The organism is Rhodococcus sp. DMF-1 (assembly GCF_021441945.1).
GTDB lineage: Bacteria > Actinomycetota > Actinomycetes > Mycobacteriales > Mycobacteriaceae > Rhodococcus > Rhodococcus ruber.
Map to the genome: position 1 here is coordinate 5,575,963 of NZ_CP090442.1, position 12,335 is coordinate 5,588,297.

General features: G+C 67.5%; 25 protein-coding genes. 24 read left to right on the plus strand and 1 reads right to left on the minus strand.

The window, feature by feature from the left end; all coding sequences use genetic code 11:
- The first annotated feature begins 2 nt into the window (after positions 1–2).
- The 24 genes from LZP97_RS25635 to LZP97_RS25750 all read left to right on the plus strand — a co-directional run bounded on the left by LZP97_RS25635 (position 3) and on the right by LZP97_RS25750 (position 11,103).
- Complete coding sequence (locus tag LZP97_RS25635) at positions 3–281, plus strand: hypothetical protein (protein WP_048772538.1); 279 nt, start codon at positions 3–5, stop codon at positions 279–281.
- Positions 278–529, plus strand: a complete 252-nt coding sequence (locus LZP97_RS25640; RefSeq protein WP_048772535.1) for a hypothetical protein — start codon at positions 278–280, stop codon at positions 527–529. Before LZP97_RS25635 ends, LZP97_RS25640 begins: the two co-directional genes overlap by 4 nt.
- Complete coding sequence (locus tag LZP97_RS25645; protein ID WP_152693015.1) at positions 526–876, plus strand: hypothetical protein; 351 nt, start codon at positions 526–528, stop codon at positions 874–876. The genes LZP97_RS25640 and LZP97_RS25645 overlap by 4 nt, the downstream gene beginning before the upstream one ends.
- The gene (locus LZP97_RS25650) at positions 873–1,016 is read left to right on the plus strand and encodes a hypothetical protein (protein WP_161800546.1); all 144 of its coding nucleotides are present in this window, start codon (positions 873–875) and stop codon (positions 1,014–1,016) included. The genes LZP97_RS25645 and LZP97_RS25650 overlap by 4 nt, the downstream gene beginning before the upstream one ends.
- Positions 1,017–1,222: 206 nt before the next feature.
- Positions 1,223–1,561: a hypothetical protein gene (locus tag LZP97_RS25655; protein ID WP_048772529.1), complete on the plus strand. Its 339-nt coding sequence runs from the start codon at positions 1,223–1,225 to the stop codon at positions 1,559–1,561.
- Complete coding sequence (locus tag LZP97_RS25660; RefSeq protein ID WP_048772526.1) at positions 1,554–1,781, plus strand: hypothetical protein; 228 nt, start codon at positions 1,554–1,556, stop codon at positions 1,779–1,781. Before LZP97_RS25655 ends, LZP97_RS25660 begins: the two co-directional genes overlap by 8 nt.
- A complete protein-coding gene (locus tag LZP97_RS25665; RefSeq protein ID WP_048772524.1) occupies positions 1,778–2,512 on the plus strand; it encodes a hypothetical protein in 735 nt (244 codons plus the stop codon). Before LZP97_RS25660 ends, LZP97_RS25665 begins: the two co-directional genes overlap by 4 nt.
- 74 nt (positions 2,513–2,586) lie before the next feature.
- Positions 2,587–3,240, plus strand: a complete 654-nt coding sequence (locus LZP97_RS25670) for a hypothetical protein (protein WP_048772521.1) — start codon at positions 2,587–2,589, stop codon at positions 3,238–3,240.
- Positions 3,241–3,407: 167 nt separating this feature from the next.
- Entirely contained in the window at positions 3,408–3,647 is a 240-nt protein-coding gene (locus LZP97_RS25675; protein WP_152693014.1) for a hypothetical protein, read from the plus strand.
- The gene (locus LZP97_RS25680; protein WP_048772514.1) at positions 3,644–3,868 is read left to right on the plus strand and encodes a sigma-70 family RNA polymerase sigma factor; all 225 of its coding nucleotides are present in this window, start codon (positions 3,644–3,646) and stop codon (positions 3,866–3,868) included. The genes LZP97_RS25675 and LZP97_RS25680 overlap by 4 nt, the downstream gene beginning before the upstream one ends.
- 2 nt (positions 3,869–3,870) lie before the next feature.
- Positions 3,871–4,149, plus strand: a complete 279-nt coding sequence (locus LZP97_RS25685) for an HNH endonuclease (protein WP_048772511.1) — start codon at positions 3,871–3,873, stop codon at positions 4,147–4,149.
- Positions 4,122–4,961: a hypothetical protein gene (locus LZP97_RS25690; protein ID WP_200903451.1), complete on the plus strand. Its 840-nt coding sequence runs from the start codon at positions 4,122–4,124 to the stop codon at positions 4,959–4,961. The genes LZP97_RS25685 and LZP97_RS25690 overlap by 28 nt, the downstream gene beginning before the upstream one ends.
- Positions 4,958–5,191, plus strand: coding sequence for a hypothetical protein (locus LZP97_RS25695; protein WP_048772509.1), 234 nt, complete (start codon positions 4,958–4,960; stop codon positions 5,189–5,191). The genes LZP97_RS25690 and LZP97_RS25695 overlap by 4 nt, the downstream gene beginning before the upstream one ends.
- Positions 5,188–6,486: an AAA family ATPase gene (locus LZP97_RS25700; RefSeq protein ID WP_161800544.1), complete on the plus strand. Its 1,299-nt coding sequence runs from the start codon at positions 5,188–5,190 to the stop codon at positions 6,484–6,486. Before LZP97_RS25695 ends, LZP97_RS25700 begins: the two co-directional genes overlap by 4 nt.
- A complete protein-coding gene (locus LZP97_RS25705) occupies positions 6,483–6,866 on the plus strand; it encodes a hypothetical protein (protein WP_234574930.1) in 384 nt (127 codons plus the stop codon). Before LZP97_RS25700 ends, LZP97_RS25705 begins: the two co-directional genes overlap by 4 nt.
- Positions 6,863–7,711, plus strand: a complete 849-nt coding sequence (locus tag LZP97_RS25710) for a hypothetical protein (protein ID WP_048772499.1) — start codon at positions 6,863–6,865, stop codon at positions 7,709–7,711. The genes LZP97_RS25705 and LZP97_RS25710 overlap by 4 nt, the downstream gene beginning before the upstream one ends.
- Positions 7,704–8,189 carry a hypothetical protein gene (locus LZP97_RS25715; protein ID WP_048772496.1) on the plus strand — a complete coding sequence of 162 codons (486 nt, stop codon included), beginning with the start codon at positions 7,704–7,706 and terminating at the stop codon, positions 8,187–8,189. Before LZP97_RS25710 ends, LZP97_RS25715 begins: the two co-directional genes overlap by 8 nt.
- A complete protein-coding gene (locus tag LZP97_RS25720) occupies positions 8,186–8,698 on the plus strand; it encodes a hypothetical protein (RefSeq protein ID WP_048772493.1) in 513 nt (170 codons plus the stop codon). Before LZP97_RS25715 ends, LZP97_RS25720 begins: the two co-directional genes overlap by 4 nt.
- Before the next feature lie 14 nt (positions 8,699–8,712).
- Positions 8,713–8,850, plus strand: coding sequence for a hypothetical protein (locus LZP97_RS25725; RefSeq protein ID WP_161800543.1), 138 nt, complete (start codon positions 8,713–8,715; stop codon positions 8,848–8,850).
- Between the two features lie 102 nt (positions 8,851–8,952).
- Positions 8,953–9,174 carry a hypothetical protein gene (locus tag LZP97_RS25730; protein WP_048772490.1) on the plus strand — a complete coding sequence of 74 codons (222 nt, stop codon included), beginning with the start codon at positions 8,953–8,955 and terminating at the stop codon, positions 9,172–9,174.
- Between the two features lie 139 nt (positions 9,175–9,313).
- A complete protein-coding gene (locus LZP97_RS25735; protein WP_152693013.1) occupies positions 9,314–9,634 on the plus strand; it encodes a hypothetical protein in 321 nt (106 codons plus the stop codon).
- The gene (locus LZP97_RS25740; RefSeq protein ID WP_048772488.1) at positions 9,631–10,233 is read left to right on the plus strand and encodes a hypothetical protein; all 603 of its coding nucleotides are present in this window, start codon (positions 9,631–9,633) and stop codon (positions 10,231–10,233) included. The genes LZP97_RS25735 and LZP97_RS25740 overlap by 4 nt, the downstream gene beginning before the upstream one ends.
- A gap of 322 nt (positions 10,234–10,555) precedes the next feature.
- Complete coding sequence (locus LZP97_RS25745) at positions 10,556–10,960, plus strand: hypothetical protein (RefSeq protein WP_048772483.1); 405 nt, start codon at positions 10,556–10,558, stop codon at positions 10,958–10,960.
- A complete protein-coding gene (locus LZP97_RS25750; protein WP_161800542.1) occupies positions 10,954–11,103 on the plus strand; it encodes a hypothetical protein in 150 nt (49 codons plus the stop codon). Before LZP97_RS25745 ends, LZP97_RS25750 begins: the two co-directional genes overlap by 7 nt.
- 12 nt (positions 11,104–11,115) lie before the next feature.
- On the opposite strand, the gene LZP97_RS25755 is transcribed toward LZP97_RS25750, so the two are convergent.
- Positions 11,116–12,273 carry a hypothetical protein gene (locus tag LZP97_RS25755; RefSeq protein ID WP_152693012.1) on the minus strand — a complete coding sequence of 386 codons (1,158 nt, stop codon included), beginning with the start codon at positions 12,271–12,273 and terminating at the stop codon, positions 11,116–11,118.
- Positions 12,274–12,335: the final 62 nt, after the last annotated feature.

Below are 12,335 nucleotides of genomic sequence, written 5' to 3' on the forward strand. Positions count from 1 at the left end.
CCATGAAGCTGCCCATTTTCGAGGAGACCCGCCGCCGCGTACCGGCCGCGCTGATCTTCGACGACACCCTCACCCCGGCCGACCAGGCCGAACACCTGGAGACGACGGTCGAGCTCGACCACCTGCCGACCACCGCCGAGTTGGTGCGTCTCGCGGAGGAGTCCGCAGACGAACCGCAGTGCACCGACGACGGCGACTGGTACGCCCTGCTGCTGATCGGGCTGCCGTTCTCGCTCGTGCTCGGCCTGATCCTGTGGGCCCTGGTGGTGAGCACGTCATGAGCGCCCCGGAACCGATCGATCCGATGCGTGACCCGTGCGAGGCGTGGGATCCGGTCAGCCGGACACGACCCACCCCGGCGGTGGTGCCGGCCCCGGCCCCGGGGTTCGGTCCGTGGGAGCCCGTCGACGAGCGGGCATTCCACCGGGCGTGGCGTGACGACACCGAGTGGCTGCTGATCACCCACGGCTCCGGCGGTGAGGAGACCACCACGTACTACGTGGCGCGGCGGATCCGGAGCGGACGATGACCGCGCCTGTGTCGGACATGTCGTGGTCGGAGGCGCTGGACCAGTTCGCTGCGTCGATCCCGGCGAAGCCGCCGCTTCAGCGTGACCCGAGGCTGTGGCAGCTGTTGGCTCGGGACCGGGCCGAGGCCCCGCATCACAGTGTCGCGCTGGGGCGGCCGCACCGGAAGGACGTAGCGATCGTCGACGACGGGTGTGCGGTGTGCGGCAAGGAGATGCGTCCGCACCACACGAGGCTCGCGGACTACCCGCACACCGTGCAGCGCGGCGCCGCCGGCAAGTGCATGTCCTGCTACCAGCAGACCCGACGGAAGAACCAGCGCCGCCTCAGAGAGGGGAGTGCAGCATGACCGACACAACGTACACCGACCTCGATGTCGACGACGAGCTCGACGACCTGGACGACGACCTGGACCGGGAGTTCGACGGGGGAGCGCTGGCCGATCGTCTGCACGAGGCCGCGATCGACCGGGCTATGGGGGTGTGGTGATGGCCGGCATCGGAGCGTTGCTGGCTCGGCACCGCGAACTGTTCCCCCGTATCAACCGGCCGGACTGCCCCGACGAGCTGCGCGCCGAGATTCCAGTCGGTGTGCGTGCAGCTGTGGGACGCCGGCCACGTGTTCCCGCCGGGGCCGGGTGACGAGCCCGAGGACTACCGAACCGATCCGACCATCGACCACATCTGGAGAACCCGATGACCCACGAGATGACTCTCGCCGAGTACAAGGCCCGGGTCGACGCCAAGTACGCGGCCGTCCGAAAGCACCAGGAGCAGTACGCGCGTGAGCAGAAGGCGCGTCGACGTAAGGATCACTGGCTGTTGGTCGGTCCGAACGGGGAGATCGACGGCGTGATGACGAAACGGTTCTGCGGGTCGGCTGCGCAGGCATTCGAGGAGTTCTTCCCGAAGAAGCGCGATCGGCACCGGGCGTCGGCTGAGGGTTGGCACATCGAGGAGGACGACGCGGAGGGCAGCCGGTGGGCGGCGGCCTGCGAGGAGCACCGGCAGATGGAGGAGGCCAACCGTGGCTGACTTCTCCGATCTGCTCGACGCGGAGATCCTGCGCGAGCGACGCCGAATCACCGGCGGGCCGCGCCGCTACCAAAAGGCACCGGGCCGGTGCCGGCGGTGCCACACACCGTTCCGTCCGAAAGGCACCACGATCGCCGAGCATCCCGGCACGTTGGTCCACGCCGGTCGTGGCTACTGCTCCACGCACCTCGCCGAGGCATACCTGAGGGAGACCCGATGACGCTCATCCCCGTCACGATCCGCACTATCCGGCACGGCAAGTTCACTGTCACTGGTGAACAGGTCACGCCGAACTTCGCGCTCACACCCATCGCCTCGGTCCACGACGACGGAACTCCGGCTCTGCGCGGCGGACTCAATCTCACTCACATCCACACCGGCCTGACCGTCTGCAACGACAGCTGGATCGACATGCGCAAGGCTGCCGCCGAGCTCGAGGAACTGCCCATCGACTGGGCCGCCCTCACCAAGCCCACACCGGAACAGGCCAAGCTGGTCCGGGAAACCTACATGCGCCTCCTCACCGACACTTCGGATACCGGCTGGCCGTGGCCGAAGTGGGCCGGCGACGAATCCACCCCCGCGACCTCCACCCTCGCTCAGCGGCTCGACGCCGCCCTCAGTCACAGCGAGATCCGCGACAGCAGCAAATCTCTCGTCGACGAGGTCAGCAAGCTCGACAAGGACCTCGGCAGGAGACTCGACACCGAACTGCTGTGGCGCGACTGCGGGATGAACGTCGACGGCTACAGCGCGATCTACCTGCTCGCGGTGCTGCAGCGCATCGACCCGGCCGCCGCCGACCGCGCCGCCGGGAACCTCGTGCGCGACTGCGACGCCGGCGACTCCTTCGGCGAGTGGGTTTACCAGTGGCGGCAGGAACTTGCCGACGGTCGGCCGCTCACGCTGCATGGCTTCCCTGCCCGGATCGAGTTGGACGGTGACCAGTGAGCAGCTGTGACTGCGGGGACTGCCGGGCATGCCTGCGCGCCATGGGATTCACTCCCCAGCCTGTGCAGCGACCTGTGGAGTTGTCCGAATCCACCCGAGCGATCCTCGCCCGGCTCGACGCCCCCACGCCCGCTGACGGCGCGACCCGGCCGCAGCGAAGCAGGCCCCGCCCGCGCGCGGCATCGCGGCCGCGGGACTACTGCCGCGCCGGCCTGCACAAGCTCGAAGGCGACAACATCCGCATCACCCGCCGATCCAACGGTGGCACAGCCCGCGAGTGCCGGGCATGCCTGCGGGACCGCAAACGCGCCCAGCGCAAAGCGAACCCCGCCTCGCTCATCCCGCCGGACCCGGTGCCGTGCCGCGGATGCGGCGGCATGATCGGACCCCGCATCTTCGGCTACTCCGGATGGGTGCTGTCCGGCGCCGACGGACTGTGCGAAGTCTGCTACGACCGGCCACGGCTGCAGAAGTACCTCGCCGAGTACCGCCGGTGGGATCAGGAGACGCGCCGGAAGAAGTCGTCGTCGGCGACCAGGGCCCGGTACCTGCTGCAGCGGATCCTCGTCGACGGCCGCGCCTTCCACCCGGACCCGGACCTGACCCACGGCACCGGCCACACCTACGGCAAGTTCGGGTGCCGCTGTACGTCGTGCTCGAAGTGGAAGTCCGACGACAACAAGGCCCGCCGCGAACGCGACAAGACCGATCGGAGCACGGCCGCATGACCAGGCGATATCGATCGATGCGATCGACCAGCACGACCTGATCCCGCACTGCTGCGCGCCCGACCTGTGGCATGCAGGTCGGGCGCGTGCATGCATGCACCCCACTCGCGTACAACTTCCGCAAGACATTGCGCAGCAGAGACTGCGCGCCGCAACACACTTCACCGATGAAGGGGGTCCCGATGATCGACCACAAGACCCGCGCCCTCGACGCCGTCGCCGCACAGCGCCGCCAAGAGCAGACCATCCGCCGCAACCGCATCCACGTCATGCGCGCCGCCCTCGAAGCCGGAGCCACCCGCACCGAAGTCGGCGCCGCCCTGGGCCTGTCCGAATCCGGTGTGCGCATGGCCCTCGCGAAGGCCGAGCAGGCCGACGCCACCCGCACTGCGGCAGGTGCGGCGTGACCGACCTCGACACCACCACCACGAACAGCGAGCTTCGGGACCGGGCCCTGGAGATCCTCGACGTCCTGCGCCAGCGCCAGGAAACGAACCGGCTGCACCGCGTGCACTACATGCAGCTCGCCCGGCAGTACGGCTGCACCAACCAGCAGATCGGCGATGCCCTCGGCGTGTCCGAAGCCGCGGTCCGCGCCATGCTCAAGCGCGCCGGCGGTGACGCGTAATCATGACCACAACGAAGTACAAGAAGGGCCGGATCCCCAGCGCAGTGCGCCGCGAGGTGTGCCGCCGCTACGGCGCAGCACCGGGAACCACAGTCCCCGCACAGTGCGCGTACTGCAGCGCCTCGGGCGCCATCGCCTGGCACCTGAACAGCCCGTCGTGGCCCGTGGTCGACGGACTTGAATTCGACCACGTCACAGCCGAGTACAAGGGCGGCACGTCCACCGCCAGCAATCTCGTCCTCGCCTGCAGGTCGTGCAACCGGTCGAAGGGGTGCAAGTGAGAATCCGCAGCATCAAGCCGGAGTTCTACCGCTCCGACGACATCGACGCCCTCGACTGGGAATCCCGGTTCCTGTTCATCGCCCTGTGGTCGTACGTCGACGACAACGGCGTCGGACTCGACAAGCTCGCCAGCATCGCCGCCGACCTGTTCGCCGGAGACCTCGAGCGAGACCCTCAGGAGACATTCGCGAGAGTCTCGCGAGGGTTGCAGACCCTTTCCGAAGCCGGCCGAATCACCCGCTACACCGTCGACGGCAAGGCCTACCTCCACATCACCAACTGGGAGAAGCACCAGCGCATCGACAAACCCAACAAGGCCCGCTACCCCCTCCCGACCAGCGACAACGCTGAGATTGGCGAGACTGTCGCGAAACCCTCGCGACAGTCTCGCGAGACCCCAGCGCCTGGAACAGGGGAACAGGGGAACAGGGGAACAGAGAAAAGCCGTGCGCCGGCTTCGCCGGACGCGGCCGCACTGTTCGAACCCGATACCGCGATCGAACCGCCCGCCCCGAGCAAGCCGCAGGCGCTCGAGCAGGTCACCACCGACGCCGCCTACGTCCGCTGCGGCAAGGCGTTCAACTTCATCGCGGTCAGGCAGATCGTCAAGTGGGCCATTAACGAACGTGTCGCCGATCCGGACTCCGTCGAGGACACCGTCGTCGCGCTGTACGAGATGGGCAAGCCCATCACCAAGCAGACCGTCGGCCAGTACCTCGACGGCTACCTCCGCCGCCACGGCCCGGCCGCGCTCACCACCCGCCCCGACGCGCCCCGCGACGTCAAGACCGGGCTGCTGGTGGAGCGATGACCCACACCCTCACCGAGCACGAGCAGGACGTCGCCGACGTCGTCGACTGGGTGCACGCCACCCACCGCCCCGACGAGCACATGGTGTGCACCGCGTGCGGGCAGCAGTGGTGGGTCGACCCGAACACCGGCCTCGTCCAATGCCAGACCTACCTCGATGCCCGCATCGAAGCGAACTTCTCGATCATGCGCCGCGTCTGGCGCCTGCGCGCGAAGTGGAGAACCGCATGACCCTGACCGACACCTCCGCCGAGGCCACCGTCCTCGCCGCCGCCCTCGCCCAACCCGACCTCATCGGCCACATCACCGCCCTCGACCCCGGGGTGTTCTCCATCCCGATGCACCAGATGATCCACAGCGCCCTCCTGGCCTGCCACCAGGCCGGCGAGCCCCGCGACCACGCCACCGTCGCCCGCCGCGCCGCACAGGAAGCTGTCAACGACCTCCAGGCCCGCGCCGTCTCCAAGGCGATCGTCGACATGATGGGCCGCGGCCAGGACTACGCCGTCGGCTTCTACCTCGACCGCATCCGCAACCTGCACACCGCCCGGCAGGTCGCCGACGCCGGCCAACGCCTCATCGAAGCCGCCACCGAAGCCGCCCACCTCGAAGACACCGAACTTCTCGAAGCCTCCATCGGCCGCGCCCACGACGACCTCGCCGCCGTCCATACCACCACCGACGCCACCACCGCCGACCTCCCCATGAGCCTTGACGAGCTGCTCGGCAAGAAGTTCGAACACAACTGGCTCATCCCCGACCTGTTCGAACGCACCGACCGGCTCATCCTCACCGGCTTCGAAGGCACCGGAAAATCCATCCTCGTCGCGCAGATGGTCATGACCATCGCCGCCGGCCTGCACCCGTTCCTCGGCTCACCGATGACCGACCACAACCAGGTCCTCGTCATCGACGCCGAGAACAGCGAACGCCAAACCGGCCGCCGCTACCGCATGATCCGCGACCGCATCACCAACCTGTGCCGCAAACACCACGTCGACGTCCCCGACTGGTCCACCATGGTCCGCTTCGTCATCCGACCCGAAGGCATCGCCCTCAACGACCCCCGCATCGTCAAACGCATCGAACGCGCCATCGCCGCAACCCAACCCGTGTTCGTCGCCATGGGCCCGCTCTACCGCCTCCACAAACTCGACACCCGCGACGAACAGGCAGCGAAGGAACTGACCGACACCATCGACCGGCTCCGCGTGAAGTACGGCTTCGCCATCGTCTGCGAAGCCCACGTCGCCCACGGCCAAGCCGGCACCCAACGCCTGCTCCGACCCACCGGATCCTCCCTGTTCCTACGCTGGCCCGAATTCGGCCTCGGCCTCCGCCCCTCCACCGGCACCGAACAGGAACAGCACCCCTCCCAGGTGGACCTGACGACGTGGCGCGGCGGCCGCGAAGAACGCATGTTCCCCCGCTACCTCCACCACGGCTCCGCCGACACACACCTGCCGTGGATGAACGGCGACGAGTTCTACGAGCACCGCGCCCGACAGATGGGATACGCCCTGTGACCAGCCACATCGTCACCACCCCCTGGACCAAGCCGCCGCTGAGCCTCAACGACCGGCACCACTGGCGCGCCAAGGCACGCATCACCGCCGACATCCGCCACACCACCGCGGTCCTCGCCAAACACTCCCGCGTGCCCACCGGCGCCGCGCACGCCACCGTCACCCTGCACTACCGGCCCCGCGACAACCGCCGCCGCGACGCCGACAACCTCCTCGCCACCGCCAAGGCCTGCTTCGACGGACTCATCGATCACGGCCTCGTCACCGACGACACCCCCGACCTGATGACCAAAGCCATGCCCGTCATCCATCCCGCCGTCCGCGGTGCCGCCGGCGAACTCTGGCTCGAAATCACCACCACCGAAGGAGCACAAGCATGAGCCAGCCCACTGCCCTCAACGCCCGCAGCGTGCTGGCCATGCTCGACAAGCACTACAACGCACCCAACCGACCGAAGAGCTGGCTGTTCGCTCCCGAGATCCAGGCACCGCACTCCGACCGGCGGGCAGACCTGATCGTCGCCCCACTGTCGAGCACAGCAGGGGAGAAGATCATCGGCCACGAGATCAAGGTCTCCCGCGCCGACGTCCTCGCCGAACTGGCGACGCCGATCAAGCACGACGACTGGGCCAAGTACTGCACGCAATGGTGGCTCGTCATCGCGGACCCCGCACTGATCGACGGCCTCGACATCCCCGCGCACTGGGGCGTCATGGCACCACCGTCCGGCCGACGCACACGCTCGATGACGATCCTGAAGCCAGCGCCCGAGCTGAACCCGCACAGTACCGAGGCGGCGTGGGCGAAGCTCGCCCGCTGGACCGCCTTCCGTGCCGAGGAGCGGGTCACCAAGCTGCAATCCGAAGCGCAGTACGACCAGCGGAAGATCGAAAGCCTCAAGCAGAACGTCCGCGAGCTCCGGGCGTCTGGTGCCGGTGGCCTGTCGCCTGCCTTGCGCCGAGCGCAGGAGATCGTCGACGAGGTCACGCAGCGGTGCAACGACGAGAGCATCTGGTTCCGGCACGAGCCGGGCCTGGTCGCCGACGCCGTCGTCGATGTGCTCGCCACCCGTGAGGCAGCGCAGACCCAACGCCGGGAGATCGAGAACATCGAGCACGCGCTACGCCCGAAGTTCAACGGGCTCGCCGACGACATCGCGAGGGCCAAACGTCTCGCCGCCGCTGTCAATCCACCGCTCGTCAATCAAGGAGGCCACCATGGGTAGCACCAGCCCGATGGACCCGGAAAACCTCGACGCGTCGGAGAAGGCGCGTCGGGCGTTGGCGTTGCGGCGCGACGGGAAGTACTGGTCGGAGATCGCGGCGGAGCTCGGGTATGCGGATGCGTCGGGGGCGTACCGGGCGGCGAAGCGGCTGCTGGATCGGACGGAGTTCGAGTCGGTCGAGGAGTACCGAGCAGTCGAGTCCGATCGCCTGGACGAAGCGCACCGCATCCAACTGCAGCATCTGGCGCAGTTCCGTCCGTCGCAGTCCGGCGTCGGACTGTCCGCGGTGGCGTCGGCGGTGGGTGCGATCGTGCGGATCTCCGAGCGGCGGTCGAAGCTGCTCGGTTTGGATGCGCCGACGAAGGTCGACGTCGGCTCGACGAGCATCGATCTGGACGGCACGGTCGCGGCGATCATGTCCGCGCTGCAGGCCGACGCCGGCGCGGATGCCGACGACGGTACCGGGGAGGGCGCGTGAGCCTCCTCGACGCCGCCGAGCTCGAGTGGGAGCCGGACGAGCAGATGATCGACGCCGCCCGGTGCGGCCGCCTCGACGCGAAAACGATGAGCCACGAGGACCGCTGCTTCGTCGTCGCGCGACTGACGATGCTGGGGGAGACCGCCGACGTCATCGCCGACCGCCTCCACTGCTCGAGTCGGTTGGTGAAGCGGATCCGGGCGGAGGCGCTGACGGTGATGATCGTGCGCGCCGAGAAGGCCGAGACCCGGGTGCGCGCACTGGAGTCCACCCGCGCCCGGGTCGGGCACCTGACTGCGGTGCGTGACTCCGAACTCGCCGCCGAGAACGCTCGGCTGCGTAAGCAGGTCGACCAGCTCGTCACCACGGTCGGCCGGCTGCGGGCACACCTGCGGGATGCGCAGGCGCAGCGGCCGCTGATCGTGCGGTTCTACCGCAAGAAGTCGTTGGGTCCGCGGCAGGCCGAGGCCGTGATGGACCCGCTGTTCCCTGAGATCCCCACCAACTGAAAGGCCTCAGTGCCGTGAAGCATCTCGCCACCTACACCGCCGCCACCCTCACCAGCATCGCCGGCATCACCACCGCCATCCTCCTCCTCGCAAGCTGGTGCACCGACGCCATCGAAGACCTCGAACGCCACGCAGAACGCTGCGGACACTAGTGCACCCCAACCCATTACGGTCCCTCGCACGAGCCACCCACCGGACACTTCGCACCCTCGCCCGGTGGGTGGCCCATCCCACCCGCGTCGAGGAGGCCCTCCGTGTCGCCAGCCCCTGAACCCCCACTCGTCGAGCGCCTCGAAACCGGCATCGCCGCCACCGTCCACCAACTCGACGGCGTCCTCGCCGACAACCACCGCCTCACCGACCGAGTCGAAGTCCTCGAACGCGACCTCCAGCACTGGCGCTGCGCCGCCCTCCGCGCACAGCACGACCTCGCCCAGCACCAACTCCGCTGCCCGATCGAAGGAACCCACCCATGACCACCTACACGTATTGCCCAGGCAGCCGCCAACACCCCACCACCCCCGGCCACCGCTGCCTCTGCCAACGCCCCGCCGGCCACCAGATCGACCACACCGCACACCGCTGCGTGTGCGGCTTCCAATGGGCGGTCACCCGATGAGCAACCTCCACACCGACCCGCACGCCACCGCCACCCGCCTCGCCGCGCAACTCGAACACACCGAGGCCACCATCGAACGCCTCGCCGGCAAACTCGCCGCCGAAGAATTCCGCTGCCACGGCTGGCAATCCCGCGCCCTCACCGACGAAGCCACATTGCTCGACGTCCGCGCCGACCTCGCTGCCGCGCGCACCCAGGTGCTCCGCCTGACCGCTCTCGTCGAGCAGGGCCTGGCGCTGGCCGAGCAGTGGACCGACGACCGCGGCGCGAGCCTGCGCCGCGCACTGACTGTCGCACCAGGGGAGGAGTCCCGATGACACCCGAGCAGATCGCGGAAGGACGGCGCCTGCTTGAGTCCGCCACACCCGGACCGTGGAACCTCGACACGGATCGGCACGGGCGTGACGAGGTGTCTCATCGCCGCATGGTCGGGATGAGTGAGGTTGTCGCCCAGGTTGGGCGGGTACGTCCCGACGCTGAGCTGATCGTGTGGGCGCGGAACAACCTGCCCGCACTGCTCGCCGCCCTCGACGATGCCGAATGTGAATCCGAGCGTTTCCGCGGTGATTGGATCATCGAAAATCGGCAGCGTAAGGCTGTCGAGGCTGCGCTCGCCCAAGCGCGCGCGACAAACGCTCGACTCAACCGACGATGCCAACAGGCAGAGAAGGCCGCACGCGAGAACATCGAAGCCTGCCAACGAGCCGGTATGTCCTTCGGTCGATCACTCGCCAACTACGGCGCCCTGCTCTACCTCGAAGACCTCGAGCGAGCACAGGCGACCCTCACCCGCGTCCAGAAGCTCATCGACGATGCTGAACAGTCGCCATCGCGTGGTGTCCAGTTCGGCGGCACCCCATTCCCCGCGTCCGTCGGCACGGACCAGCTGCGCGCCGCCCTGGATGGTGACCAGTGAACGCCACCGCCCGCCGTCTCCCTGTTGCGTGGGACGGTCACCCCGTCGAGTGGGGCGAGTTCACGGCAGACCCGTTCATGTGCCAAGTCAACATGGACGGCACCTCGGAGCCTCTTCCCTTGGACATGTGCTGGCACTGCGGCGTCCGCACCGAACGCGTCACCGCCGAAGGTCGCGTCGCCATCCCGAACTGGCCGTACCGGTTGGTCCTGCGCCGCTGCACCCGATGTGGTCACGACCGCGTGTGGAATCCACAGACAGAGCAGGGGTGGTGCCTCGACGAGAGCGACTACGGGCCGAGTGGATCATGGGAGGACGCATCATGAACGCCGACCAGCTCCGACTGCTCGCCGAACTCGCAGACTGGCAGATCCTCGGACTCGCCGACAACCCCGGCTACTGGTGCGGGCACATCCGCGACATGCACGGCGGCGGAACACCCATCGACGAGCAGTGGCGGGCCGCCGGATTGTGGCGCTCCACCTACCGGTGGGGCATCGCCATGACCACCCACGGCGACTACACGAAACAGCGCAGCCTCCGCGACCCGGAGCACGCCGTCACCCTCACCTGGCGACAGATCCTCGACTGGGTCAGCCAGCTTCCCGACGATCTCCGCGCCGACGCCCGCCGCGCCCGCATCGCCGACGGCGACGAGAAGCAGCGCGTCGTCGAACTGCTCCTCGCGCCGGCACCGGCCCAACCGGAGGAGCTGGCGCTGTGGTGAACCCGAACTACCACGTCACCGACCTCGTCCCGGCCGCCCGCGTCGAGCAGCCACCCACACCGCCGGCACGCGTCTGCAAGATCTGCGGAGAACCGGCAGCGCCCGGGGCGTACTGGTGCCGAGACTGCCGCGGACTGCTGTGATAAGACCGCGGGCTACACGCCAGGCCCGTCGTTCGAAGTGGATTCATCAACCACCGACGCCCCGTCGCTTTGCTTGAACGCCGCCTGAGCGTTCTTGATGTGCGCCATGGCCTCGTCATGCGCCTTCTGGTCATACGGAGATCTCCGCAAGTGACGAGTTCCAGACTTTCGATCCTTCACCCGATCCACATACCCCTGAATTGCCCACCAGATCCGAGGTTCCTCGTTCGGTCCCGGCGCCTCGGTCGGACCGTACACGGGAGTGCCCTCCAGTTGGCGCATGTTCCAGATCAGCTCCAACTCGGGCATGACCTCCTGGATAAGGTGTCGATCGTCAGGATGAAGGTGACCGTCAAACGGGTATTCATCCGGACCCCACACGTTTCGTGCCACGTCCACCTCCATACCGATTTCGCGAGCGAAATATGGGGGCAGGGCCGCAGTCAGCAACTGGACGCGTAGACGGTTACCTGGGGCATTTGGATCCGCGCGATAGGACGCGTAGGCATCACCAAGCTGGAGGAGCAATGAGCGCATCTCTCGACGGTGCTCTCGGTCTATGTCATCCTGGCGGTTTCGGCGAGCGTCCTTGTCTTTCTGGTCCTTCCCTCGATCAGCAGCCTCAGACGCCGAAGGTTGGATTACTTCAGTCCACGTTCGCTTCTCGGATTCACCTTCTGGGATCCACTCGATGGTGACCTGAGTGCCGGCTGTACTCCACTTGGTAAGCAGGTCGATTGCGCGAGATTGTCCCGGCTCGATGGTGACCGGATCCTGTGCCTGAGTGAACCCAGCACGGGCGAAGTCGCCATTGTTGTCCAGGATTCGTACGTGGGTAGCGGTCACGGTTCCGACGTTTCGTAGGACGTGGCGGTACGGGACGGGATGTGGTTCCAACGCCCACTTGTGGCGCCGGCGGATGTCCTCGTTATGCGCAAGAGCGGCGTTCCTTTCTGCCGCATCGGCGGACCTCTTTGATTGTCGACGAGACAACAGCGCCACCACGACCGATGCTCCGGCGATTGCGCGAGTGATCCAGTCCCCTACCGCGGTGCCATTGAGAGAGAAATAGGTGAGGAATAGAGCCGCGGCTACCGCGAAACAAGCTGAGGCAATCCAGGCCCATTGCTTTGCGCTGCCCTTACCGGCCAGTTCTCTGATCCGTTTCACGGGGCTAGACAATCCGAAGCACGCACAGATTGCAACGCGAACTTGAATGCACCGCGGTCCGT